The sequence below is a fragment of the Pseudomonas sp. Tn43 genome (assembly GCF_014192635.1).
Classification (GTDB): domain Bacteria; phylum Pseudomonadota; class Gammaproteobacteria; order Pseudomonadales; family Pseudomonadaceae; genus Aquipseudomonas.
Window position 1 is genome coordinate 21,857 of the sequence record NZ_JACHYG010000007.1, and the last position, 25,162, is coordinate 47,018.

Consider the following 25,162-nt stretch of genomic DNA (forward strand, 5'->3'; position numbering starts at 1 on the left):
CGTTTCCTCGAAGGCGGTCATTGTGCGGCCGCCGGGCGGCGAGTCCAGGCTTGATGTGCGGCGACCAGCAGTCCCAGCAGAATAAACCCGCCGGGGGCCAGCGTGGCCAGATGCAGGCCACCGTCGGCGATCAGTGTCCAGCCTTGCCAGTCCGGTTGTGTGGCTCCGGCGACCCATGAAAGATGGCGACCGAGTGTTCCGTTGCCGATGAGCTCGCGCAGCAGACCCAAACCCACCATCAAGGCGCCGAACAGGCCGCACAGACGCAGCCGATCACGCGCTGGGCTCTGGAAAAAACCGTTGTGTTGCAGCACGACGCATTGCAAGGCGATCAAGCCTGGGTAAAAACCCAGATGCTGGTGCCATTGGAGCGACCAGGCTTGCATGGCGAGTTCCGCGCAACTGGTCAGCGTGGCGGCCACCAGGAGGCTAGCGAGCAAATGGGTGGCCGGCACCAGTCGCGAGCGCAAGACGCCCATGCTCACACTGTAAGCGCTGAGTATCAGAGCAAACATCAGCCACAGGCCCAGGGCCGTGACCAATGAATCGGTGATGCCGATCAACGGCGTAAGCATCAGCGAGTTTTGCAGGGGCGATGACTTATTCATGGGCACTGCTCCCGATCAGCGGTTGCCGATGTTCGTCGAAATAGCGCAACGCGTCATGGGTGGCATTGATCACCGCTCTTGAGGTGATGGTCGCCCCCGCGATCTGATCGAATTGCCCTTGGTCTTTTTTCAAGGCCCAGCCATTGTCATCGGGGGCGGTCAGAGACTTGCCGGTAAACACCTCAAGCCAGGCATTGGGCCATTCGGCGAGCTTGCCGCCCAGCCCCGGGGTTTCCGATTGCTTGAGGGTTTTGACCCCTGCCAACGTGCCTTGGCGGTCGATGGCGATCAGCAAGTCGATGGTGCCGGCGTAGCCCAGAGTCTGGCTGCGCAGTAACACGGCGCTCGGTTGACCGGCCTTGGAAGCCAGGTAGCCACCCAGCAGTGTGCTGTGGGCCAGGCGAGTGCTGTCGAGGTCGAGGGGGTGTTCCAGTGGCTGATTGTCGTAGCTGTCGGCCGGTAGCAGATCCAGTAACTGGCGGCTGTCGATCAGGCGTTGTTCAGCGGCAATGCGCGCGGCGCTGGTGTGCTGCACGAGGTAAGTCGCGCCCATCCCCAAGCCTGCCAACACGATCAGGATCACAACGCTCGTCGCTCGGTTCATGGGGCAACCTGTTCCTGTCTGGAGGCGGCGAACCGTTCCAGCGCCGGTACACAAAGGTTCATCAGCAGAACCGCAAAGGCCACACCGTCCGGATAACCACCCCACGTCCGAATCAGATAAGTGAGTAATCCCGCACCTGCACCGAACAGTAATCGGGCCGTGGGGCTTTTTGCGCCGGATATCGGTTCCGTCACGATGAAGAAGGCGCCCAGCATGCTCGCGCCCGTGAGCAGATGAAACAATGGCGAGCCATTAGAATCGGAGCCCGTACCGTTCCAGCACAACAGGCTGATGACGAACAGGCTGGCGAGCATGCCGACCGGGGCATGCCAGCTGAACACCCGTCGCTGCAGCAAAAACACACCGCCCGCCAGAAATGCCAGATTAACCCACTCAACACCTCGGCCACCAAAACGGCCGAATGCCGGATTCTCGGCGAACAGTTCGTCCATGGTCAGACTTTTGTTGATTCGCAAGCTGTCCAGCGCCGTGGCCTGGGCCCACGCATCGGGGGTTTGATTGAAGCTGAAACCGAACACCTGTTGCAATCCACCGAACAAATCCATGCCATGGGACGCCGGCCAATGAGTCATTGGTTGGGGAAACATCACCAGGACCAGCGCGAAACCGAGCATCGCCGGATTGAACGGATTCTTGCCGACGCCGCCATACAAATGCTTGCCGAAAAACAGTCCGAACGCCACGGCGCTGAGCGTCAGCCACCATGGACAATAAGGCGGCAAGGCCAGCGCCAATAATGTCGCGCTGACCAGTGCACTGCCGTCGCTCAATGTCGGTTTTACCGGTTGCTTGCGTAACTGCAACACGGCTGCCTCAACGCCCAGAGCGGTGGCTGCCGCCAGAATCAGGTTGATCAACACTCCCCAACCGTACAGCCAGAACAACACCAGCATCCCCGGCACGGTGGCCAGCAACACCAGCTTCATGGCCTGTTGAAGGCGTTCGTCCACCGACTCAAGAGGTGGCATAGGCATCCACCTGACGTTCGGCTTCATTGAGCGCACGTTGCAACGCTTCGATCTGTTCGGGCGGAGCCTCGCTTGTTTGGGCTTTCTTGAGTTCGGCGCGGCGCATGGCCAACTGGATCTTTGCCCGTTTCAGCTCGGCATCTTTTGTCGGGGCAGGTGGCGCAGGAAGCGGCGGTGCGCTGTTCTCCAGTTTCGCCAGCGTTTGTTCGGCGGCTTCGAACTGCTGTTGCAGCACGATCAGTTGCGATTGCTGTTCGAAGGTGGGCGGATGCCCAAAGGCCTTGAGCGATTTGTTTAGCTGCGCCCGACTCATTGCCAGATCGATCTTGGCCTTTTTCAGTGCCGCATCGGCATTGGCGGCTTTCTGTGCACGGACGCGCTCGAGTGCAGCCTGAACCGGGTCGAGTTTTACTTCGCTGTGCTGCACGGTGCGTTGGGCGCGGGCCTGACGTTCGGCGAGTTTCTGTTGTTCTTCATGATGCAAGCGGGCATTGCGCTGTTCGAAACGGTGCCGTGCGTGATTGCGCTTGGCCTTCCGGGCTTGTTGTTCCTCCAGGCTGAACGCCAGCCCGCCGACAATCGGCAGGACCGTGGCCAGCGGTAACGGATGCATCTCGATGCAGTCCACCGGGCAAGGCGCCACGCAGAGGTCGCAACCGGTGCATTCGTCGATGATGACCGTGTGCATGAATTTCGCCGCACCGACAATGGCGTCGACCGGGCAGGCCTGAATGCATTTGGTGCAGCCAATGCATTCGGCTTCACGGATGTAAGCGATCTGCGCTGGCGCCGAACCGCGACTGACGTCCAGCTCCAGCACGGGCACTTTCAGCAGGTCGGCCAGGGCCGCGATGGTTTCACTGCCACCCGGCGGGCACTTGTTGATCGGCTCGCCGCTGGCGATGCCTTCGGCGTAGGGTTTACATCCGGGGTGACCACATTTGCCGCATTGGGTCTGCGGCAAGAGGGCGTCGATGCGTTGAATCAGACTCATGTTTTGATCAGCCCGCTGAATCCGAGAAAAATCACCGCGATCAATCCGGCGCCGATCAAATCGATCGGCAGGCCGCGAAAGGGCAGGGGGATATCGTTGTCGAGTGTGCGCTGGCGCAAGTCGCTGAACAGGCTCAGCACCAGCCAGAAACCCAGCCCGGCGCCAAGGCTCAGGGCTACGGCGTGGAAAATTCCCTCGTCTTGTTGAGCGTTGAGCAACGTCAGCCCAAGCACTCCGGCATTCCCCAGCACCAGCGGCCAGAGGCCATCGAACGAAAGCTTCAGCAACGATCGGGAAAGCAGTTTGAGCAGCGGGCTGATCAGCAGAACGCTTAACGGCAGGAAGACGAACAGACGCAGCGACGTCAGCCCCAACGGCACTAATAGCCAATGGTAGAGCGTATAGCCAAGTGCGCCGACGACCAGCATCAGACACGTCGTCGCGATACCCAGCGCATGGACCTGTGACCGCTCGCTGCCCAGCAGCGGATCGACGCCCAGCGGCCAGTGCAACACAAGGTTGTTGATCAGGGCGGCGCTGATAAGCGTAAGAAGTACTTCGGTCATGATCTGTCTACCTGAAGCATCCGTACCCACACATCGTTGGGCTGCCGGGTAAATCCGTAGGAGCTGCCGCAGGCTGCGATCTTTTGATGTTGTTTTTTAAAAACAAGGTCAAAAAATCGCAGCCTCGTTTCCCTCGACCACCTCTACAAGGTGAGTCCGAAAGATAGTATGGGCCAGACATGAAAAACCCACAGTCATGCCAGGCACGACTGTGGGGTTGGTCCAGCGGATCGAACCTTACTTGATACGCTGGCCCGGCTTGGCGCCGCTGTCGGGGCTCAGCAGGTAGATTTCTTCACCGCCAGGGCCTGCCGCCATCACCATGCCTTCAGAGATCCCGAATTTCATTTTGCGGGGCTTGAGGTTGGCGATCATCATGGTCAGGCGACCATTGAGCTTGGACGGGTCCGGGTAAGCGCTCTTGATTCCGGAAAACACGTTGCGTTGCTCGTCACCGATGTCCAGGGTCAGGCGCAGCAATTTGTCGGCACCTTCCACGGCTTCGGCCTTGACGATCAGCGCAACGCGCAGGTCTACAGCGGCAAAGGTGTCGAACTCGATCTCTGGCGACAGCGGATCCTTGGCCAGTTCACCGTTGCCGGCGGGTGCCGCTTGGCCGGTGTCGGTTGCGCTGGCGGTCAGGTCTTCTTTCGAGGCGTCGGTCATGGCTTGTACTTTTACCGGGTCGATGCGGGTCATCAGCGGTTTGAACTCATTCAGCTGATGATTGCTGAGCAAGGTGGCGTGGTCGTTCCAGGTCAGCGGGGCGACATTCAGGAACGCCTCGGCATCGGCGGCCAGCAGCGGCAGTACCGGTTTGAGGAAAATCACCAGTTGACGGAACAGGTTGATGCCCAAGGCGCAAATGGCCTGGACTTCATCCTGCTTGCCTTCCTGTTTGTTCAGCGACCAGGGCGCCTTGTCGGCGATCCAGGCGTTGGCGCGGTCGGCCAGGCCCATGATTTCGCGCATGGCGCGTGCGAAGTCGCGAGCCTCATAGGCATCGGCAATGCTTGGCGCTGCGGCCAGGAAAGCGTCGGTCAGTTCCGGCGCGGCATTGCCGGCTACCAGTACACCGGCGTTGCCTTTATGGATGAAACCGGCGCAACGGCTGGCGATGTTGACGACTTTGCCGACCAGGTCGGAGTTGACCTTCTGCACGAAGTCTTCGAGGTTCAGGTCCAGGTCGTCGACGCCACGGCCCAGCTTGGCGGCGTAGTAGTAGCGCAGGTATTCCGGTGACAGGTGATCCAGGTAAGTCCGCGCCTTGACGAACGTGCCGCGGGACTTGGACATTTTCTGGCCGTTGACGGTCAGGTAGCCGTGGACGTTGATGCCGGTCGGTTTACGGAAACCGGCGCCTTCGAGCATCGCGGGCCAGAACAGGGCGTGGAAGTTGACGATGTCCTTGCCGATGAAATGGTACAGCTCGGCGGTGGAGTCCTTGCCCCAGAACGCGTCGAAATCCAGTTCCGGGCGGCGGGCGCAGAGGTTCTTGAAGCTGGCCATGTAGCCGATTGGCGCGTCCAGCCATACGTAGAAATATTTGCCGGGCTCGTCGGGAATCTCGAAACCGAAATACGGCGCATCGCGGGAAATATCCCACTGTTGCAGACCGGCATCCAGCCATTCGGCGATCTTGTTGGCTACGGCCTCTTGCAACGTGCCGCTACGGGTCCAGGCCTGCAGCATTTCCTGGAAGTCCGGCAGCTTGAAGAAGAAGTGCTGGGAATCCTTGAGCACCGGCGTGGCGCCGGAGATGGCCGATTTCGGATCCTTCAGATCGGTCGGCGCGTAGGTCGCACCGCATTTTTCGCAGTTGTCACCGTACTGGTCTTCGGTGCCACATTTCGGGCAGATGCCCTTGATGAAGCGGTCGGCCAGGAACATTTTCTTTTCCGGGTCGAAGTACTGAGTGATCGAGCGCGTGGCGATGTGCCCGGCGTCGCGCAGCTTCAGGTAGATCTGGCTCGACAGCTCACGGTTTTCTTCGGCGTGAGTGGAGTGGAAATTGTCGAAGTCCACGAGGAACTCGGCAAAGTCGGCGCTGTGTTCAGCCTGGACATTGGCGATCAGTTGTTCCGGAGTAATGCCTTCCTTTTCCGCGCGCAACATGATGGCCGAACCGTGGGCGTCGTCGGCGCAGACATAAATGCATTGATTACCGCGATGCTTCTGGAAGCGCACCCACATATCGGTCTGGATGTATTCCAGCATATGGCCGAGGTGGATCGAACCATTGGCATAGGGCAGGGCGCTGGTGACGAGGATCTTGCGTGGCTCGGACATGGGGCTCGGCTACTTGATGAAACGGAGGTCGGCCACTATAAAGCGCCGGCGCATATTTTTCACCCCCAAGGCCAGCCTTCACGGACCTTTGTAGCAGCTGGCGAAGCCTGCGTTCGGCGGCGAAGCCGTCGCCCGTCCTGCCACCTCGACCCACCTGAAATACCTTATTGTCTGGTTTTACGACGGCTCCGCAGCCGAACGCAGGCTTCGCCAGCTGCTACAGGCGGGGTCTGACCATAGAATATTTGTCACATCCTGAAAGCATGCCGTCCAGGCTAGAGAACAGGTACGATACCCGCCTGATTTTTCCAGTCTTGCTATCGGAGTTGCCCATGAGCGCCGTCAATCGTGCAGCGGTGGAAGCCGTCCTTCGCCAATACACCGATCCTTACCTGAACCAGGACCCGGTCAGCGCCGGGTACGTGCGCAGCATCGATATCCAGGGTGATCGCGTCAGCGTCCAGCTGGAGCTGGGCTATGCCGCCGGTATGTTCAAAAGCGGCTGGGCGCAGTTGCTGCAACTGGCCATTGAAGGCCTGGACGGCGTCGTCACCGCCCGCGTCGAGATCACCAGTGTGATCGCCGCGCACAAGGCCCAGGCGCAGATTCCGGGGCTGGCCAACGTCAAGAACGTTGTGGCCGTGGCGTCCGGCAAGGGCGGTGTGGGCAAGTCCACCACGGCTGCCAACCTGGCCCTGGCGCTGGCCCGCGAAGGCGCCAAAGTCGGGATTCTCGACGCGGACATCTACGGTCCGAGCCAGGGCATCATGTTCGGCATCCCCGAAGGCACCCGACCACAGGTCAAGGATCAGAAGTGGTTCATTCCGATTGAGGCCCATGGCGTCGAAGTGATGTCCATGGCGTTCCTGACCGACGACAACACGCCGATGGTCTGGCGCGGGCCGATGGTGTCCGGTGCGCTGTTGCAACTGGTCACGCAAACAGCCTGGGGCGATCTGGATTACCTGGTCATCGACATGCCGCCAGGTACCGGCGATATCCAGTTGACCCTGGCGCAGAAAGTCCCGGTGGCCGGCGCGGTGATCGTGACCACCCCGCAGGATCTGGCATTGCTGGACGCGCGCAAGGGCGTGGAGATGTTCCGCAAAGTCAACATTCCGGTGCTGGGCGTGGTGGAAAACATGGCCGTGCACATCTGTTCCAACTGCGGGCACGCCGAGCATCTGTTCGGTGAGGGGGGCGGTGTGAAGCTGGCCAACCAGTACGGTGTCGAACTGTTGGCTTCGTTGCCGCTGTCGATGCTGATCCGCGAACAGGCTGATGGTGGCAAGCCAACGGTGATCGCCGAGCCGGACAGCCAGATCGCAATGGTTTACCAGGAACTGGCCCGCCATGTCGGCGCGCGCATTGTGTTGCAGGAAGCGGCAACGCCAGCGATGCCGAACATCACCGTCAGCGACGATTAAATCGTTTGTGCAGGAGCCAGGCTTGCCGGCGAAGGCGTCCTCAAGCCCGCTTTCGCCGGCAAGCCTGGCTCCTACAGGAGCGTGATCTTGCGTTAGATCCGCAACCCGCCATCCAATTCCAGAATCCGGCCGTTGTAGTAGTCGTTTTCAAAAATGTAGGCCACTGACTGGGCAATCTCTTCAGGTTTGCCCATGCGTTTGAGCGGAATCCCCGAGGTCATTTTTTCCAGCGCTTCCGGTTTCATGCTCAGGGTCATCTCGGTTTCGATGAAGCCCGGCGCAATGCCCGCCACGCGAATGCCGTAACGCGCCAGTTCCTTGGCCCAGGTCACGGTCGCCGCGGCGACACCGGCCTTCGCGGCGGAGTAGTTGGTCTGGCCAATGTTGCCTGCGCGCGAAATCGACGAGATATTAATGATCGCGCCACTGTTTTTCAGCTCGACCATCTTTGCCGCGACTTCACGGGTACACAGGAAAACGCCGGTCAGGTTGACGTCGATGACTGCCTGCCATTGGGCCAGGCTCATCTTGGTCATTTCACCGTCCTTGACCTTCAGCAGCAGGCCATCGCGCAGAATGCCGGCGTTGTTGATCAGGCCATGGATTGCGCCGAAATCGTCGGCCACCTGAGCGGCCATACGGGTCACCTGCTCTTCATCGGCGACGTTGCACAGGTAGGCGCGGGCGTCGACACCCTTGGCTTTGCAAGCGGTGACGGTGGCGTCGAGTTTTTCCTGATTCAAGTCCACCAGCGCCAGCTTCGCGCCTTTGCCGGCGAGATACTCGGCCATGGAACGGCCTAAACCCTGGCAACCGCCGGTGATAATGATTACTTTGTCAGTGAGTTGCATTCGCATAGCCCCTTGGCAGATCGAACTGGTTTCCTTGGAGAGGCCTCTCGATCTGAGCCTGATATGGCTTGGCTGCACATGAGAACTGCCCCTATGGCGTGCTGAGACTTTATCCAGGCGCCTGTCCGTTTCTTCGACGGATTCTATATAAGGAGTCATAAATTGAGCGTTGTAGTGGCTAAGCATGCCCGAGAATTGCTTCTCAAGGAATACCGCGCAGTGCTCTCGACGCACTCCAAAGCGATGCCCGGTTTCCCGTTTGGCTCCGTGGTTCCGTACTGCCTGGACGCGCAGGGCCGGCCGCTGATCCTTATCAGCCGCATCGCTCAGCACACCCATAATTTGCAAAAGGATCCGAAATGCTCGCTGTTTGTGGGTGAGCGTGAAGCCGAAGACGTACAAGCCGTTGGTCGCCTGACTTACCTTGCGCAGGCAGAAAAGCTGCAAGACACCGCCGCCATCGAGGCGGCTGCCGAACGTTACTATCGCTATTTCCCCGATTCGCAGAACTACCACCAGGCCCATGATTTCGATTTCTGGGTCCTTAACGAGGTACGCCATCGCTACATTGGCGGCTTCGGGGCAATCCACTGGATCGATCAGTTGACCCTTGCCAACCCGTTCGCCGGCAAAGCCGAAGTGAGTATGGTCGAGCACATGAATGCCGATCACGCTAAAGCCATTGCGCACTATGTCGAGCTGGCGGGGCTGCCGAAAACCGCTCCGGCGCAATTGGCCGGCATTGACTCCGAAGGCATGCACCTGCGCATTGGTCAGGGACTTTACTGGCTGCCGTTTCAAAAGCCCTGTAATACGCCGACACAAGTCCGTGAAGCCTTGGTTTTCCTGGCTCACGCCGAGCAATGGCCGAAAAATGAGGTGGCCGACGCTTGAATTCACGAAACGGCGACGTCATCTAAGGAACACTGGCAAGGCATTCTTGCGTTGAGGAACCATTTGATGCGCCCTTTTTTGTTGCTCTTTTTACTGTTCCCGGTGTTGGAGCTGTTCGTATTCGTCAAGGTCAGCGGGGCGATCGGGTTTTTCCCGGCCCTGCTGCTGATCATTCTCGGCTCGATGCTTGGCGTGTTCGTGCTGCGTGTCGCCGGTCTGGCGACTGCACTGCGTGCCCGTGAAAGCCTGAATCGCGGTGAGCTGCCAGCCCAGACCATGCTCGAAGGCCTGATGCTGGCCCTGGCTGGCGGTCTGTTGATCCTGCCGGGCTTCGTCACTGACGTGCTGGGACTGATCATGCTGCTGCCGATATCTCGTCGACTGCTGGCCAATAAAATGCGCTTGCGCGCCGAGGAGCAAGCGATGCGCCAGCGTGCGTTCGCCGATGATCTGCAGCCACGGGGCGGTCCTGCTCCGCAGCAGCCATTGGGTCGTGAGCCCAACGTGATTGAAGGCGAGTTCGAACACCGCGATTCCAAGTAACATTTTCATCGACACGGCACCTTCGGGTGCCGTGTTCATTTTCAGGGCATTGAGATAAAAATTTTTCATTCCCCGCCCTTGAAATCAGCTTGTACGCCCTTATGTAACGGTCACCGCAAGGTTTCTGGCAATTGCGCCAGACAGACTTCCGCGGTTCGCTTGACGAACCGCACCCGGCACCGCCGGAATTTGTTAAACCCGCCGGGACTACACCGGCCGATGAAAACCACAATTAGGAGAGATCGACAATGAAGCTTCGTCCTCTGCATGACCGCGTCGTCGTCCGTCGCAGCGAAGAAGAAAAGAAAACCGCTGGCGGTATCGTCCTGCCAGGTTCGGCTGCTGAAAAGCCTAACCAGGGTGAAGTCCTCGCTGTAGGCCCAGGCAAAGCACTGGACAACGGTGAAGTGCGTGCGCTGGCCGTGAAAGTGGGTGACAAGGTTGTGTTCGGCCCTTACTCCGGCAGCAACACTGTGAAAGTTGACGGCGAAGACCTGCTGGTCATCGGCGAGAACGAAATCCTCGCTGTTATCGAAGGCTGATTCCCCCGCTCATTTTCCCGCTACTACAAAGTATTTAAGGAATATCGATCATGGCTGCTAAAGAAGTTAAATTCGGCGATTCCGCCCGCAAGAAAATGCTCGCCGGTGTCAACGTCCTGGCTGACGCAGTAAAAGCGACCCTGGGCCCTAAAGGCCGTAACGTGATCATCGAGAAGAGCTTCGGCGCTCCGACCATCACCAAGGATGGCGTTTCCGTTGCCAAAGAAATCGAGCTGAAAGATCGCTTCGAAAACATGGGCGCGCAGCTGGTCAAAGACGTTGCCTCCCGTGCCAACGATGACGCAGGCGACGGCACCACCACCGCTACCGTTCTGGCTCAGTCGATCGTCAACGAAGGCCTGAAGGCCGTCGCTGCCGGCATGAACCCGATGGACCTCAAGCGCGGTATCGACAAAGCGACCATCGCGATCGTCAAAGAGCTCAAAGCCCTGTCCAAGCCTTGCGCTGACACCAAGGCCATCGCTCAGGTCGGCACCATCTCGGCCAACTCCGACAGCTCCATCGGCGACATCATTGCCGAAGCCATGGAAAAAGTCGGTAAAGAAGGCGTGATCACCGTTGAAGAAGGCTCGGGCCTGGAAAACGAACTGTCGGTTGTTGAAGGCATGCAGTTCGACCGTGGCTACCTGTCCCCGTACTTCGTCAACAAGCCAGAGACCATGACTGCCGAGCTGGACGGTCCGCTGATCCTGCTGGTCGACAAAAAGATCTCCAACATCCGCGAAATGCTGCCAGTGCTGGAAGCCGTTGCCAAAGCCGGCCGTCCACTGCTGATCATTGCCGAAGACGTTGAAGGCGAAGCCCTGGCGACTCTGGTTGTGAACAACATGCGTGGCATCGTTAAAGTCGCAGCCGTCAAGGCGCCAGGCTTCGGCGACCGTCGCAAGGCCATGCTGCAGGACATCGCTGTTCTGACGGGCGGTACCGTGATCTCCGAAGAGATCGGTCTGAGCCTGGAAAGCACTACCCTGGAACACCTGGGTAATGCCAAGCGCGTGATCCTGTCCAAAGAAAACACCACCGTGATCGACGGTGCCGGCGTTGAGGCTGACATCCAGGCTCGCGTTCTGCAGATCCGTCAGCAAGTGGCTGATACTTCGTCCGACTACGACCGTGAAAAACTGCAAGAGCGTCTGGCCAAGCTGTCTGGCGGCGTTGCAGTGATCAAGGTTGGCGCTGGTTCCGAAGTTGAAATGAAAGAGAAAAAAGCCCGCGTTGAAGACGCCCTGCACGCTACCCGTGCAGCCGTTGAAGAAGGCGTGGTACCTGGCGGCGGCGTGGCACTGGTTCGCGCTCTGCAGGCTATCTCCGAGCTCAAAGGCGACAACGATGACCAGAACGTTGGCATCCAGTTGCTGCGTCGCGCTGTTGAAGCGCCACTGCGTCAGATCGTTGCCAACTCCGGCGACGAGCCAAGCGTAGTCGTCGACAAGGTCAAGCAGGGTTCGGGTAACTTCGGTTATAACGCTGCGACCGGCGAATACGGCGACATGATCGAAATGGGTATCCTGGACCCGGCTAAAGTGACTCGTTCGGCTCTGCAAGCGGCTTCGTCGATTGCCAGCCTGATGATCACCACCGAAGCCATGATCGCCGAGATCAAGGAAGACGCACCAGCTGGCGGCGGCATGCCAGACATGGGCGGTATGGGCGGCATGGGCGGCATGATGTAAGCCAGCCTTAACCCGTACATAAAAACCCCGCCGGCGTTAAGCCGGCGGGGTTTTTTATTGCCTGTCAGAAAGGTGCGTTGTTCATGAGGGCCCCTTGGCGGGCAAGCCTCGCTCCTACAGGTATTGAGTCGGACGCAATGTCCGCGCACGCCCTGAACCTGTAGGCGCGAGGCTTGCCCGCCAAGGCGTCAGATCAGACGTTGACAGGTTCCGCCTTGGCTACTCGCTCTGGCTTGGAAGCCGGTCGATAAAGGATGCAGTAATACGCCCCCAGACAAATCAGCCAGCAGAAAATCGCTGTCCATACGTTGTGTGAAAAGAAGTGTGCACCCTGCATCATCCGGCTGATGGAGAACACCGAGCCCAACGCGAAGGCAAAGACAAACGCCTTGCGTGCCAGACGCGGGCGACGGTCGCGCAATACGAAGTACAACGCAAACAGCGTGAAACCGGTTGCCGCATGACCCCCCGGCCAGCAGCGCCCCGGCTTGTCGGTGGGCGGGCGAGGGCTGAGCAGTTCGCTGTAGGTTTCGTGCCCGCCGAATTGCTCCAGGCTCCATGGGCATTGCACCGCTGTCACGGCTTTGACCGGCGTGACGAACGAGGTTGCCAGTGCCAAAGACAGCACCAGGCACCCCAATTCACGTTTGAACGGTTTGAGCCTCTCCACAAAAAAGGCGCCGATGAAGCCCAGGATGGCGAACACCGAAAAGGCGATGACCACTTGCTTGGCCCGGTCATGCAGGATGTTTTCCAGCAGGTAACTGTGCCGTCCGATGAACTCGCCGGCGATCGGGTCATAAAACCGCTTGGCAAGGTCCATGTCCAGAGAGGTCAGCTCAAGCAGTAGCAAGATGATCGCCGCAAGGGCGGGCACTCCCAGGTATCGCCAGGCGTTCAATGGCCTGGAAATGGGGCGGGCAGCGGTCGAAGCCATGGCAATTACCTGGTCAGTGAAAGGTTCTGAAGAGCGCAACCGCGAGGAGTCTGGCCAGGGCGCTGTCGTCAGCCTGTGAATCGATGGTGAAAAAGTTGTTAACGCTGCCCAAGGCCTTTTTTGTCCGATTGCCCCCCGCACACCGCCCTATCCCTGGAGCCACACTTGCCATTAAGCTGCGCGCCAAGACAGCCGTTACTGTGTACGGAGGAGGTGCCGATGCGAATTCTATTGGTTGAAGACAACCGCGATATCCTGGCCAATCTGGCTGATTATCTGGGGCTCAAGGGTTACACCGTGGATTGCGCGCAGGACGGTTTGTCGGGCCTGCACCTGGCGGCCACCGAGCATTACGATTTGATCGTGCTCGATATCATGCTGCCTGGCATCGACGGCTACACCTTGTGCAAACGTCTGCGCGAAGACGCCCGCCGCAATACGCCAGTGATCATGCTCACTGCCCGCGATCAACTGGATGACCGTTTGCAAGGCTTCAAGTCCGGTGCCGACGACTATTTGATCAAACCCTTTGCCCTGTCCGAGCTCGCCGCGCGGATCGAGGCGGTCATGCGCCGCGCCCAAGGGGGCGGTCGCCGTGCCTTGCAAGTCGGTGATCTGAGCTACGACCTGGATACTCTGGAAGTGACGCGCGAAGGTCGTCTGCTGAAACTCAACCCGGTGGGCCTGAAGTTGCTGGCCGTGTTGATGCAGAAAAGCCCTCATGTGTTACGCCGCGAAGTTCTCGAAGAAGCCCTGTGGGGCGATGACTGTCCAGACAGCGACAGCCTGCGCAGCCACGTCCATCAACTGCGTCAGGTAATCGACAAGCCGTTCGACAAGCCCTTGCTGCACACGGTGCATGGCGTCGGTTATCGCTTGGCCGAGGGCCGTGATGGAGTTTAAGCAGAGCCTTGCGCAACGGATCATCATTGCTTTTGCGTTGATGAGCGCGCTGGTGGCGGGAGCCTTTGCCATGGGAATTGTGGCGACCGTGCACCTGGTTGAGGAAAAATTGATTTCGGCAGGTCTGGGCGGCGATTTGCAGCGCCTGTTGCTGATGGACAGCGTGTCGGACTGGAGCCACCGACCCGAGCCGGACCAGCTGTTTTATTTCAGCGGTGGGCCGGGAGATTTCGAATTACCCAAGGATTTGCGACACCTGGATTCGGGCTTTCATGAAGTCTTTCGCGAGCAACTGTCGTATCACGCGATGGTAGAAATCGTTGATGGCCGGCGCTACGTGCTGATGCAGGACCAGAGCGATTTCGAAGAGCGTGAGCGGGTGTTGTTTGCCGTGGTGCTGGTGGGGTTCGTTCTGAGCCTGGCATTGGCGGTATTTCTGGGTTGGGTGCTGGCCCGCAAGGTTATGGCGCCAGTGGTGCGACTGGCCCGTCAGGTGCGTCATCGCGATCAACTGCTGGGGCTGGCGCCGCCGCTGGCGCCAGACTATGCCGCCGATGAAGTGGGTGAACTGGCCGTGGCCTTCGACGCCACCCTGGGGCGTTTGCGTCAAGCATTGACCCGTGAGCGATTGTTCACCAGCGACGTCAGCCACGAGCTACGCACGCCGTTGATGGTATTGGCCAGTTCCTGTGAGCTGTTGCTGGAAAACCCCGGTATCGATCAGCGCGGCCGTGCTCAAGTGGAGCGAATTGCCCGTGCGTGTGCCGAAATGCGCGAGCTGGTGCAAACCTTCCTCATGCTGGCCCGCGCTCAACATGAAGACGCCAGCATGGCTCCCCAGCAGACCCTGAGCCAAGTGGCTGACGGACTACTTTCTCAATGGCGCGAGCCGATCGAGGCCAAGGGCCTGACACTGAACTTCGAGCCGGACAATCCACCGGACAGCCGCTACAACGCCACCCTTTTGCATGCGGTGATGGGCAACCTGCTGCGGAATGCGCTGCATTACACCGAGCACGGCTACATCCTCCTCGCCCTGACAGACACGGGATTTGTGGTCGAGGACAGCGGCGTAGGCATTCCCGAGGAAAAACGCGAGGCGATGTTCGAGCCTTTCGTGCGCGGCAACGAGAAACGCGGCGAGGGCCTCGGGTTAGGGTTGTCGCTGGTGCAACGGATTTGCGAGAACCAGGGCTGGAACGTCAGCCTGACCAACATGAAACCCAATGGTTGCCGCTTTCAGGTGGATTTGAGTCCGTCCCGGATCTGACAGGAAACGAAATTCGGCCTGGTAAAACCCTGAAATAGTTCCGGGTTTTACATGACAAATTTTTCACACACGCATGACCTGACGCTGACAGCGCATTACCTAAGGTGATAGCCATCAGACGTTCAGGAGACCGCAGATGGCTGGCCCGATCAAACTCGATTTTTCCGAGAAATACGACGATCAGCACGCACAGAAATATTTGCGCAAGCATCAGGAGGGACTTAACCGCCGGCTGTCCCACTGGCGTGACGAACAGCTGGCGCGAAAAGCGCTGACGCTGGCCGGTGAACCTGGGTTGGTCCTGGATTTGCCGTGCGGCGCGGGACGTTTCTGGCCGCTGCTGGCTGAAAAACACAACCGAGTCATCATTGGGGCCGACAACTCGGAGTCCATGTTGAAAGTGGCCGTGCAGGCGCAACCCGCCGACGTGGTGAAACGGGTACAACCCTTGCACACTTCTGCATTCGACATTGCCCTGCCCGATAACGCTGTCGACAGCATTTTCTGCATGCGCTTGCTTCATCACATCGGTGAAGCCGAGCATCGACTGGCGATCCTGCGCGAATTCGAACGTGTCACCCGTGACAGCGTAATTGTTTCGTTGTGGGTGGACGGCAATTTCAAGGCCTGGAAACGCAAACGCGCCGAGAAACGACGTCGTCAGGAGGGGTACCAGAATCGATTTGTGTTACCGGCCGCCACGGTTGAAAAGGAATTCGAGCAGGCGGGTTTTCGGATCCAGGAGTACCTGGATTTTTTACCGTTCTATGCCATGTGGCGGGTGTACGTATTACGCAAGAGGTAACAAGATGGCAATGCAATGTGCCGCACAGACGGCAGCGGTTTCTCCGGACCGCTTCGACTATTTCTGGAACCTGCGCGGCGAATGGGTAGAAGAACCCAATGTCCGTCGCGGTGGCGAAAGTGGCGTGCAGCGCGTTGTGGGCAGTGATGGGCAATTGCTCTACATCAAGCGTCAAACCGGGCATCTCTATCGCAGCGCATGCCACCCGTTTGGCCGACCGACGGTGTTACGCGAGCGCGATGCGCTCATTGCTTTGCGTCTACTCGACGTTCGTGTTCCGCAAATCGTTTTCTGCGGGGCGCAGCGCGATCCCGTGCACAAATGGCGCGCCTTGCTGGTTACCAAATCCCTGGATGGTTTCGGGGAAATCAAACACTGGTACGCGGAGGGTGGTCGCGAGCGTTACGGTGAGGCGGTGCACGATCGCGTATTGAAGGATTTGGCCGATAACCTGGCCCGCATGCACAAGGGCCGTTGGCAACACAGCTGTATCTACATCAAGCACGTATTCGTGCGCGTCACCGGCGAAGGCGAGTCAGCCAGGGTCGAGGTGGCGTTGATCGATCTGGAAAAATGTCGGCAGCGCTTGACCCCTCATCAAGCGGCTGCACATGACCTGAAACAGCTGCGCCGCCACTCGTCGTTCAGCGATACGGACTGGAAAAAACTCGTCTATTTTTATGAGACGGCGTTTGGCAGCGCTATCAAAGGCTTATATTAATGAAACTCGAAATTGCACGAGGTTTGTTTTTAGCCGGAGCCTTGGCAGTTGCTTCATTGGCGGTGGCGGCATGGGAGCAGCCCCGTACGCAAGTCCTCAGCTCCGTTCACAGTGACGCGCATTGTCCGTTGCCCCGGGTTGCCAAAGCACCCGTGGCCACTCAACCCGATCATGACTTGTTACTGTTCATGTTCGGACTTTCTCAAGGACTGAGGCCACAGAGTTGAACAAATTGAAGCCCAAATAAAAGGCCTCGCAGTTGCGAGGCCTTTTGCTTTTGACGTCAAGGTTGCCGATCGTTCCCACGCTCTGCGTGAGAATGCCTCTAGATGGGACGCGGAGCGTCCCGGGCTGCGTTCCCACGCAGAGCGTGGGAACGATCACCGTCTGGAAGGCTGCGATCTTTTGACGTCAAGGTTTATCAGGCTTGGCCAGCAATGTGTAAATGCACGGCAATACGAACAAGGTGAACAGCGTCCCGATCGACATCCCCGTGGCGATCACCGTGCCGATGTCGAACCGGCTGACCGCACCCGCGCCCGTGGCGATGATCAAGGGCACCATGCCGAACACCATCGCCGCCGTGGTCATCAATACCGGACGCAGGCGAATGGCCGCCGCTTCCTCCACTGCTTCGCGAGGCGACAGGCCCTTCTCTTTGCGCAACTGGTTGGCGAACTCGACGATCAGAATCCCGTGTTTGCTGATCAGCCCGATCAGGGTCACCAAGCCCACTTGGGTATAAATATTCATGCTCGACCAGCCAAGGAACAGCGGGATCAACGCGCCACAGATCGACAGCGGCACGGTGACCAGAATGACCAGTGGGTCGCGGAAACTTTCGAACTGAGCGGCCAGCACCAGAAAGATGATCGCCAGCGCCAAGGCGAAGGTGACCCACAGCGCGCTGCCTTCCTGAACGTACTGCCGCGATGCGCCGGCATAGTCGACAGCGTAACCCGCCGGCGCTTCTTCCCGGGCGATCTGGCGCACGGTGTCGATGGCTTCACCCATGCTGACCAGCGGAACCCCGGAAAGAATCGCCGAATTGAGTTGCTGGAACTGGTTCAACTGGCGGGGGCGAGCCCGGTCGGTCACGGTGATCAGGGTCGACAGGGGCAGCAATTCGCCCTGGGTGTTCTTGACGTAATAGTGGTTCAGCCAGTCGGGGTTATCGCGAAAAGGCCGCTCCACCTGCGCAATGACTTTGTAGCTACGGCCTTCGATAGTGAAACGGTTGATTTCCGCCTCACCCAATAACGTCGCCAGGGTCCCGCCCAGGGCCTGCATGGACACGCCCATTTGTGCGGCCTTGGCCCGATCGATATCGACGACGATTTCGGGTTTGTCGAAAGCCAGGTCAACATCGACGAAAGCGAACTTGCCGGATTCCATCGCTCTTTTTTTCACCCGGTCCATTACCTCCAGCAACGACTCGTAAGTGTTGGCGGAATTGATCACGAATTGAAACGGCAAGCCTTCGCCGGTGCCCGGCAGGGAGGGCAGGTTGAAGCCGAAGATTTGTAACCCGGGGATGCTTTCCAGCTTGCTCTGGACCTCGGGCAGAATCTGCATTTGGGTCCGCTCGCGTTCGTTCCAGGGTTTGAGCAGAAAGCCGCCAATCCCCGATTGCACGCCGTTGAAACCGTTGATCTGGAACGAGGAGTAGTACTCGGGGAACTCCTTGAAAATCGTGAGGAACTCGTCGGTGTAGGTGTTCAGGTAGTCGAGGTTGGCCGTCTGCGGAGCGCTGGCCATCATGAAGATCACGCCCTGGTCCTCGTCCGGCGCCAGCTCCGATTTGGTGAATTTCAGCAGCACCGGAATCAGGCACAGCACGATCAGCGCGAACACCAGCACCACCGGCCGGGTATTGAGGGTGCCATGAAGCACGCTCTGATAGCGGCGCTTGAGGCTTTCGAAGATCACGTCCAGGCGATGGGCCAGGCCGGTAGGGTTTTCATCGTGGCGCAGCAGCAGGGCGCACATCATCGGCGACAGCGTCAGGGCAACGACGCCGGAGATCACCACCGCCCCGGCCAGGGTCAGGGCGAACTCCTTGAACAATGCCCCCGTCAGGCCGGTCAGGAAACCGATCGGCGCATAGACCGCCGCCAGGGTGATGGTCATCGACACCACCGGCATGGCGATTTCCCGGGCACCTTCGATAGCCGCATCCAGCGGCGTCTTGCCTTCTTCGATATGCCGGTGGATGTTTTCCACCACCACGATGGCATCGTCCACCACCAGCCCGATGGCCAATACCATCGCCAGTAACGTCAGCAGATTGATCGAGTAACCCATCATCTGCATGAAGAACATCACGCCGATCATCGACAGCGGAATGGTGACCACCGGGATCACCACCGAACGCAAGGCGCCGAGGAACAGGAACACCACCACGATCACGATCAGGACCGCTTCGAACAGGGTTTTCACCACTTCGTCGATGGAGGCCTGAATGAACAGCGTGGCATCGTAGGCGATTTCACCCTTCAGATTCGGCGGCAACTGGGCTTCCAGCTCCGGCATGATCTTGCGCACTTCCTTGATCACATCCAGCGGGTTGGCGCCGGGCGTGGCCTTGATGCCGATGTACACCGACGGCGTGCCACCGAAAGAGCTGATGGTGTTGTAGTTTTCCGCGCCCATCTCGACCCGCGCCACGTCCCGCAGCAGCACGCGGCTGTCGCCATCGACCTTGAGCGGAATCGCACCGAAGGCTTCGGCGGATTTGAGTTCGGTGTTGGCGTTGATGCTGGTGACCACATACTCGCCTTTCACTTCGCCGGCGGCGGAGAGGAAGTTGTACTGGCGCACGGCGTTGGTCACATCGCTGGCACTCAGGCCGTAACCGGCGAGCTTCACCGGGTCCAGCCACAGGCGCATGGCGAATACCTGGTTGCCAAGAATCTCGGCTTCGGCCATCCCCGGCAGGGTCGCCAGTTTCGGCTGGATGACCCGCGACAGGTAATCGGTGATCTGCGGATTACTCAGTTCGTCGCTGAAGAAACTGATGTACATCAGTGCCGAAGCGTCGGCGGCTTCCTTGCTCAGCACCGGGTCTTCGGCGTCCTGGGGCAGCTGGTTCTTCACCTCGTTGGCCTTGGCCAGCAGTTCGGTGAACAAGCGGTCGCTATTGGAACCGATGCGCGCGTAGATCGAAATCACCGAGAAGTTCTGGCGACTGACCGACGTCATGTAATCGATGCCTTCGGCGCTGGCCAGGCTCTGCTGCATCGGTTGGGTGATGTAGCCCTGGATGGTTTCGGCGTTGGCCCCGGGGTAAGAGGTGGTCACCGTGATCAGGGCGTTTTCCATTTGCGGGTATTGGCGCAGCGGCAACTTGCTCCAGGCCTGGAAGCCCAGCAGCACAATCAACAGGCTGACCACGGTGGCGAGCACCGGGCGGCGGATGAACGGATCGGTAAAAGCCATGTGGATTCCTTGATCAGTCAGCGCGCGGCGGACTGCTCTTCTCGGCTAGGGTCTTGTCGTCGCTGATGGCAATGTGCGCGCCGTGGTCCAGTTTGATCTGGCCGGCCGTGACCACTTTTTCGCCGTTCTGCACGCCTTTGGTGATCATGACCATCCCGTCGCGGCGCTCGCCGGTTTCGATGAAGCGCCGTTCGGCGATCAGGATCGGCTCGCCCTTATCGTCTTTTTCGACGCTGCCGTCTTCGGCCTTTTTCTGCGCCACGACGTACAGCGAGTTGCCATAAAGGGTGTAGGTAATCGCGCTTTCGGGCACCACAATGCGTGGCTGCGGATCGGGCAACAGTACCTGCAGGCTGGCGAACATGCCCGGCAGCAATTTGCCATCGGGGTTGGCCAGGGTGGCACGCACCAGGACATTGCGGGTGCTGCTCTCGACCTTCGGGTTGATCGCACTGATGGTCCCGGGGAAGCTCTGTGCCGGATAGGCCGAGACTGTCACCTGTACGGGTTGGCCCAAGGCGATTTTCGGCACGGATTGTTCGGGCACAAAGAAGTCGGCATAGAGGCTGCTGAGGTCTTGCAGGGTGGCGATCATCGTGCCGCTGGCCACGTAGTCGCCAACGTCCACCCGGCGAATGCCGATGGTCCCGCTGAACGGGGCGAGGATGCGTTTTCTCTCCAGTGCCGCCTTGAGCTGATTGACCGTGGCCCGGCTCTTTTGCAACACCGCCGAGAGTCGGTCGAACTCGCCTTTGGAAATAGCCTGGCTGCCCACCAGTTGGCTGCCGCGACCATAATCCAGTTGCGCCAGTCCCAGGTCGGCCTGGGCGGTGGCCAGCAGGGCGGTTTCAACGGCGGTGTCGAGTTGCAGGATCGGCTGACCAGCCTTGACCTTCTGCCCGGACTCGAACTGCACCTCTTTGACGGTGCCGGCGATCTCCAGACTCAGGTCGACCCCTTGCAGCGCCGTGAGGGTGCCGACCGTTGGCAAACGGCTTTGCCACGGACGTTCGGTGGCGGTGGCCACGGCGACACTTATCGGCGGTTTCGGCGCGGAAAAGCCTTGCATCATCGTGTAGATAGAAAAGGCTTTATAACCGGCCAGCAGCAGCACGATTAGCAGAACAATACCCAACATGATCAGCATGCGGCGGCGCAGCATATTTCCATTTCCTTGGAGAAAACCGGATGAGACAGGCGGGAACATTACTCCGAGTGTGGCAGTGAATCCAACTGCCACTTTTTACAAGCGAGTACAAAACCTGTAGGAGCGAAGCTTGCTCGCGAAAGCGGTGTGTCAGTCAGCGCAAATACCGACTGATATATTGCTTTCGCGAGCAAGCTTCGCTTCTACAAGGGGCGGGTGGGATCAGATCAGATGCAGATGGTTGTCCCAGAGCCCCGCAGGCAATTCCAGCGGTTTTGCAACAAGGGTTGTCTGGCGGCAATCGTAGTACCGGCAGCGTCCTTGACCGGAGGTCACGACAAAACCATCGGCCACGGCTCCGACGCCGGCGCAGTCGGGAAGTGGCGCATCCAGGCGCACGTCACCGCTGTCCAGGTCCCAGATAAAAAAGCGGTTGCCTCGCGGCGCCGTCAGGGCGACCAGACGCAGTTCGCTGTGGACGGCGACGCTGGCGGTGTAATGCCCCATGGCCTGCAACTGATGCTCGGGCACCGGGAACGCCACGAACGGTTGGCCGGGACGCTTGATCGCCAGCAGCTGCGACGACTCGTGGGCAGCGCCCATGAATTGCTGGCCGGCGACAATGGTGCCGTCGCTGGCAACGCCCAAGTGCCGCACACTGTTCATCTGCTGAGCCAGTGTTTCCTTGCTCAACAAAGTGCCATCGCGCTGCATCAACACCAGGCTCGGCTCCATCGCGTCGAGGTTCATCTCGACCCGGCTTTCGGCCTCGGTGCGAATGCCGCCGTTGGCCACAATCAGCGTCTCGCCATCGGGCATCCACGACACCTGATGCGGGCCGACACCGTGGGTGGAAAGCTCGCCGCTGTGCACCAGTCGCTCACCTTCGAATTGATACACACCGAGCAGGCCGCGGCCCGGATCGGAGGTGTCGTTCTCGGTGGCGTACAACCATTTGCCGCTCTGGTGAATCACTGCGTGCCCGTAGAAGTGCCGGTTCGGCTGCGAAACCACGGTTTGCAACAACGTGCCGTCGCGCAGGTCGATCAGGTAACTCTCGGTGCCCGGACGCCGGGCGACGAACAGCGCTATCGGCCGCGTCGGGTGGTTGATGATGTCGTGGCAACGCTGGCCGACCTGGGTGGCAAACACCCGGGTGCCATCCAGTCGATAACCGACGGCGTAGTGTTTGCCGTCAACGTCATCCCGCGCCGAGAGCAGCAGCGGGCTTTTGTCCTTTTGTTTGAACAGCGTCCAGCCGCCCAGTGTCACCGCACCCAGCAGCAAACTCCCTAACGTCAGAGCCTGGCGTCGCAGCATGGCACTTGCCCTCATCAGTCACCGTCGTTGGCGTTGAAGCCCAGTTGGATGCCCAGCGCCTTGGCCAGTTCGCCTTCGTGCAGGCGATGCACAACATTGAGGCTGTCGTAGATCGCGTTGAGCTGCTGGCGACCGGCCTCGTCGGTGAGCATGTCGGTCAACGAGCGCTGGTTGCTGGCGAACAGTTTCAGGGACGTTGCATAGGCTGCGTCGATCTTGTCGGCCAAGGGTTTCTGCTCGCTCGGCAACAGGCCGCGCAGGCCTTTGTTGTCGACACCGACCCAAACGGTTTGCGCCGCACTCAGGCTGGCTTGCAGGCCCTGCAGCGACGATTGGCTGCGCCACGCATCGGCCTGGAATGGCTGTGGCGTGCCCTTGCTCTGACGGCCCATCGGCGTGCCGAGTTTTTTCTTCAAAGAGTCCAGCGCCGTCACTTGCACGCGCAACAGATCGGCGATCGCTTCGTGAGAGTCGGCGTAGCGCTGGTTGGGAAACTTGCTCATCTGCGCGAGCATGCCGTCGTTGGTGTTCCAGCGCGACAGGATCTCTTCGGCCAGTTGTTTCTGGCGTTCGCCAATGGCGGTCAGCAGCGGGCAGTATTTGGCTTTCTGCGTGCTGTCGGCCATGTCGATCTTACTGTCGAACAGGATGTATTCGTAGGCCGAGAGCCCCTGCACAACCACGCTTGACTTGGTCAGGGCGGCAGCATCGATCTGCGGTTGCGCGGTCACCAGTTGCTCGACCTGACGGCCGACCAGGTTCTTCTTGTCCGGCCAGAACTGCACCTGCCACGAACGGTTGCCTTCGGCCAACGGCCCGATCAACAGCGGTTGCAACTCGGCCCAGGCTTTTTGTGCGTGCAGGAAGTCGGCGCGGGCGGTTTCGAGGTTTTCCTTGCCTTGGCAGAACGCCAGGGCGCTGACCGCCAATTGACGGTCGGCTTCGACCCAGCGGCTGTAGGTCGGCAGGATCACTTGCTTGGCGATGGCTGCCGACGTGACCGCTTGTGGGTCCTGGGGCGAACAGGCGCCCAGAGCGAGGGCGGCAAGGCTGGTGAACAATAATTTGGGACGGAACATGTCGGGCTCCCGCTGAAGAAAACGTATTAAAGAGAATTCAAAAAGGCCAGCAACGCCGCGCGCTGCTCGGCATTGAAAGACAAAACCTGTTGCTGCGCCGCCTGTGCCTCGCCGCCATGCCAGAGCACGGCTTCGAGCAAGTTACGGGCGCGGCCGTCATGCAAGAACCGGGTGTGGCCGTTGACCGTCTGAGTCAGGCCGATGCCCCACAACGGCGGGGTGCGCCAGTCGCGGCCGCTGGCCTGGAACTCAGTACGGTTGTCGGCCAGTCCGTCGCCCATGTCATGCAGCAGCAGGTCGCTGTAAGGGCGAATCACTTGATTGGCCAGTTCAGGTTCCGCGGCGTTGGCGGCGGTGGTGTATTTCGGGGTGTGGCAGGACTGACATCCCGCCTGGAAAAACAGATTCTTGCCGGCCAGCACTTGTGGCGTGCCGACATCGCGACGGGCCGGCACCGCGAGGTTACGGCTGTAAAACAGCACCAGACGCAGAATGTTATCGCTGACTTCCGGCTCGCCATCCGGGCCATTGCCGTTGGGCGCCTGCTTGCAAGCGATTTGCGCGTCGGTGCAGTCATCAACGGGGCTCAGGCTGGTCGTGAGGCCCATATCACCAGAAAACGCGTGAACGTTCTGTTGATTGAGGTTCGGTTGCCCGGCCTTCCAGCCAAATCGCCCGAGGACGGTTTTCTGCAGCGCGTCGTCCCAGACCCGGTTCGGTCGTCCGGCGATGCCGTTTTTCTCCCGGGCCTGAGCCTCGGCGTTGGCCAGGATGGCCTCGTCGGGGATCGCCTCGAGCAAGCCCAGGCCAATCATCGGCGGGGCGATGCGCGCCGAGAAACGCGTATCGGGGTGCATCGGGCCGTAGCCGAGTTGAGTGATCTGCAGGGTCGGCTTGCGCAACTCGATTTCGCTGCCGTCCTTGAAACGCACCGGGACTGCTGTGTAATCGACGCGCACCTTGCCTTCCGGGACGACGCCGGGCACCGACATGTCCTGGAACTGGCCACCGTAGACCGGCTCTGGCACCACGCCCAGTCGTTCGATGACCTTGGCGTAGGCCGGATCATCGGGAATCGACAGGCGCACCAGCATCGACACTGCGTTCGGCGCATCGGGTGCTGGCGGGTGACCGCGTCCGTCCTTGATGTGGCAATTCTGGCAGGCGTTGGTATTGAACAACGGGCCAAGGCCATCGCGGGCGGTGGTGGTCGAGGGCGCGATCACCCAAGGGCTGCGAAAGAAACTGTTGCCAACGCTGAAATCCACGCGTCGTGACGGCGGCAGATTAGCGGAAGGCAGGGAGAATGCGTTCTGATCGGTCTTGCGTACCGTTGCACTGCCGCCGGAGCGAGCTTCACCGGGTTCGGCCTGGGTGAAACGCGGGGTGTCATCGCAGGCACTCAGGCCCAGGGCCAGTAACAGTGCAGACAAGCGAAGAGGCAGCGAGGGCATCGGACATCCTGCAAGACGAGCAAAACAAGGGCGCAAAGTCTAACAGGGCAGGGGAGATTGAATAAGAGGAATTATCGTTTGCTTCAA

23 protein-coding genes are annotated in these 25,162 nt (G+C 59.6%); 10 read left to right on the plus strand and 13 right to left on the minus strand.

What is annotated here, in order from left to right:
* Positions 1 to 17 precede the first annotated feature (17 nt).
* The 6 genes from FHW68_RS18550 to metG form a co-directional block, all read right to left on the minus strand.
* On the minus strand, positions 18 to 608 hold the full coding sequence (locus FHW68_RS18550; RefSeq protein ID WP_183682140.1) for an Rnf-Nqr domain containing protein: 591 nt from the start codon (positions 606 to 608) through the stop codon (positions 18 to 20).
* A complete protein-coding gene (locus FHW68_RS18555) occupies positions 601 to 1,212 on the minus strand; it encodes an RnfABCDGE type electron transport complex subunit G (protein ID WP_095632262.1) in 612 nt (203 codons plus the stop codon). Before FHW68_RS18555 ends, FHW68_RS18550 begins: the two co-directional genes overlap by 8 nt.
* A complete protein-coding gene (locus FHW68_RS18560; protein WP_183682143.1) occupies positions 1,209 to 2,201 on the minus strand; it encodes an RnfABCDGE type electron transport complex subunit D in 993 nt (330 codons plus the stop codon). The genes FHW68_RS18555 and FHW68_RS18560 overlap by 4 nt, the downstream gene beginning before the upstream one ends.
* The gene (gene rsxB, locus FHW68_RS18565) at positions 2,188 to 3,195 is read right to left on the minus strand and encodes an electron transport complex subunit RsxB (RefSeq protein WP_183682146.1); all 1,008 of its coding nucleotides are present in this window, start codon (positions 3,193 to 3,195) and stop codon (positions 2,188 to 2,190) included. The genes FHW68_RS18560 and rsxB overlap by 14 nt, the downstream gene beginning before the upstream one ends.
* Positions 3,192 to 3,761, minus strand: a complete 570-nt coding sequence (locus FHW68_RS18570; protein ID WP_183682149.1) for an Rnf-Nqr domain containing protein — start codon at positions 3,759 to 3,761, stop codon at positions 3,192 to 3,194. The genes rsxB and FHW68_RS18570 overlap by 4 nt, the downstream gene beginning before the upstream one ends.
* Before the next feature lie 237 nt (positions 3,762 to 3,998).
* Positions 3,999 to 6,050 (minus strand): methionine--tRNA ligase, encoded by a 2,052-nt coding sequence (gene metG, locus FHW68_RS18575; RefSeq protein ID WP_183682152.1) that lies wholly within the window; start codon positions 6,048 to 6,050, stop codon positions 3,999 to 4,001.
* A 332-nt stretch (positions 6,051 to 6,382) separates the two neighbouring features.
* Between metG and apbC the strand changes: the two genes are divergently transcribed.
* Positions 6,383 to 7,477 (plus strand): iron-sulfur cluster carrier protein ApbC, encoded by a 1,095-nt coding sequence (gene apbC / locus FHW68_RS18580; protein WP_183682155.1) that lies wholly within the window; start codon positions 6,383 to 6,385, stop codon positions 7,475 to 7,477.
* 92 nt (positions 7,478 to 7,569) lie between these two features.
* Here apbC and FHW68_RS18585 read toward each other — a convergent pair whose 3' ends face one another.
* Positions 7,570 to 8,328, minus strand: coding sequence for an SDR family oxidoreductase (locus tag FHW68_RS18585; RefSeq protein ID WP_183682158.1), 759 nt, complete (start codon positions 8,326 to 8,328; stop codon positions 7,570 to 7,572).
* Positions 8,329 to 8,490: 162 nt separating this feature from the next.
* Between FHW68_RS18585 and FHW68_RS18590 the strand changes: the two genes are divergently transcribed.
* The 4 genes from FHW68_RS18590 (at position 8,491) to groL (ending at position 12,001) form a co-directional block, all read left to right on the plus strand.
* The gene (locus tag FHW68_RS18590; RefSeq protein ID WP_183682161.1) at positions 8,491 to 9,222 is read left to right on the plus strand and encodes a HugZ family protein; all 732 of its coding nucleotides are present in this window, start codon (positions 8,491 to 8,493) and stop codon (positions 9,220 to 9,222) included.
* Between the two features lie 66 nt (positions 9,223 to 9,288).
* On the plus strand, positions 9,289 to 9,765 hold the full coding sequence (locus FHW68_RS18595) for an FxsA family protein (RefSeq protein ID WP_095632254.1): 477 nt from the start codon (positions 9,289 to 9,291) through the stop codon (positions 9,763 to 9,765).
* Positions 9,766 to 10,013: 248 nt separating this feature from the next.
* On the plus strand, positions 10,014 to 10,307 hold the full coding sequence (locus FHW68_RS18600; RefSeq protein ID WP_095632253.1) for a co-chaperone GroES: 294 nt from the start codon (positions 10,014 to 10,016) through the stop codon (positions 10,305 to 10,307).
* Between the two features lie 50 nt (positions 10,308 to 10,357).
* Complete coding sequence (gene groL, locus FHW68_RS18605) at positions 10,358 to 12,001, plus strand: chaperonin GroEL (RefSeq protein ID WP_095632252.1); 1,644 nt, start codon at positions 10,358 to 10,360, stop codon at positions 11,999 to 12,001.
* 193 nt (positions 12,002 to 12,194) lie between these two features.
* Here the strand turns inward: groL and FHW68_RS18610 are convergent, their stop codons facing one another.
* Positions 12,195 to 12,938, minus strand: a complete 744-nt coding sequence (locus tag FHW68_RS18610) for a phosphatase PAP2 family protein (protein ID WP_095632251.1) — start codon at positions 12,936 to 12,938, stop codon at positions 12,195 to 12,197.
* Positions 12,939 to 13,157: 219 nt separating this feature from the next.
* Here FHW68_RS18610 and colR point away from each other — a divergent pair, with 219 nt between their 5' ends.
* From colR to FHW68_RS18635, 5 genes are all read left to right on the plus strand, one after another.
* Positions 13,158 to 13,841, plus strand: coding sequence for a two-component system response regulator ColR (colR, locus tag FHW68_RS18615; RefSeq protein ID WP_095632250.1), 684 nt, complete (start codon positions 13,158 to 13,160; stop codon positions 13,839 to 13,841).
* Complete coding sequence (locus FHW68_RS18620) at positions 13,831 to 15,111, plus strand: HAMP domain-containing sensor histidine kinase (RefSeq protein WP_183682164.1); 1,281 nt, start codon at positions 13,831 to 13,833, stop codon at positions 15,109 to 15,111. Before colR ends, FHW68_RS18620 begins: the two co-directional genes overlap by 11 nt.
* Positions 15,112 to 15,247: 136 nt before the next feature.
* The gene (locus FHW68_RS18625; RefSeq protein ID WP_095632248.1) at positions 15,248 to 15,916 is read left to right on the plus strand and encodes a class I SAM-dependent methyltransferase; all 669 of its coding nucleotides are present in this window, start codon (positions 15,248 to 15,250) and stop codon (positions 15,914 to 15,916) included.
* Between the two features lie 4 nt (positions 15,917 to 15,920).
* Positions 15,921 to 16,637, plus strand: coding sequence for a lipopolysaccharide kinase InaA family protein (locus FHW68_RS18630; RefSeq protein WP_183682167.1), 717 nt, complete (start codon positions 15,921 to 15,923; stop codon positions 16,635 to 16,637).
* Positions 16,637 to 16,864 (plus strand): hypothetical protein, encoded by a 228-nt coding sequence (locus FHW68_RS18635; protein ID WP_095632246.1) that lies wholly within the window; start codon positions 16,637 to 16,639, stop codon positions 16,862 to 16,864. Before FHW68_RS18630 ends, FHW68_RS18635 begins: the two co-directional genes overlap by 1 nt.
* 184 nt (positions 16,865 to 17,048) lie before the next feature.
* Here the strand turns inward: FHW68_RS18635 and FHW68_RS18640 are convergent, their stop codons facing one another.
* The 5 genes from FHW68_RS18640 to FHW68_RS18660 all read right to left on the minus strand — a co-directional run bounded on the left by FHW68_RS18640 (position 17,049) and on the right by FHW68_RS18660 (position 25,075).
* Positions 17,049 to 20,075 (minus strand): multidrug efflux RND transporter permease subunit, encoded by a 3,027-nt coding sequence (locus FHW68_RS18640; RefSeq protein ID WP_095632245.1) that lies wholly within the window; start codon positions 20,073 to 20,075, stop codon positions 17,049 to 17,051.
* Positions 20,076 to 20,088: 13 nt separating this feature from the next.
* Positions 20,089 to 21,237 carry an efflux RND transporter periplasmic adaptor subunit gene (locus FHW68_RS18645; protein ID WP_095632244.1) on the minus strand — a complete coding sequence of 383 codons (1,149 nt, stop codon included), beginning with the start codon at positions 21,235 to 21,237 and terminating at the stop codon, positions 20,089 to 20,091.
* A 207-nt stretch (positions 21,238 to 21,444) separates the two neighbouring features.
* On the minus strand, positions 21,445 to 22,542 hold the full coding sequence (locus tag FHW68_RS18650) for a DUF1513 domain-containing protein (RefSeq protein WP_095632243.1): 1,098 nt from the start codon (positions 22,540 to 22,542) through the stop codon (positions 21,445 to 21,447).
* 14 nt (positions 22,543 to 22,556) lie between these two features.
* Positions 22,557 to 23,621 carry an imelysin family protein gene (locus FHW68_RS18655; protein WP_095632242.1) on the minus strand — a complete coding sequence of 355 codons (1,065 nt, stop codon included), beginning with the start codon at positions 23,619 to 23,621 and terminating at the stop codon, positions 22,557 to 22,559.
* Positions 23,622 to 23,647: 26 nt separating this feature from the next.
* A complete protein-coding gene (locus FHW68_RS18660) occupies positions 23,648 to 25,075 on the minus strand; it encodes a di-heme oxidoredictase family protein (RefSeq protein ID WP_095632241.1) in 1,428 nt (475 codons plus the stop codon).
* Positions 25,076 to 25,162: the final 87 nt, after the last annotated feature.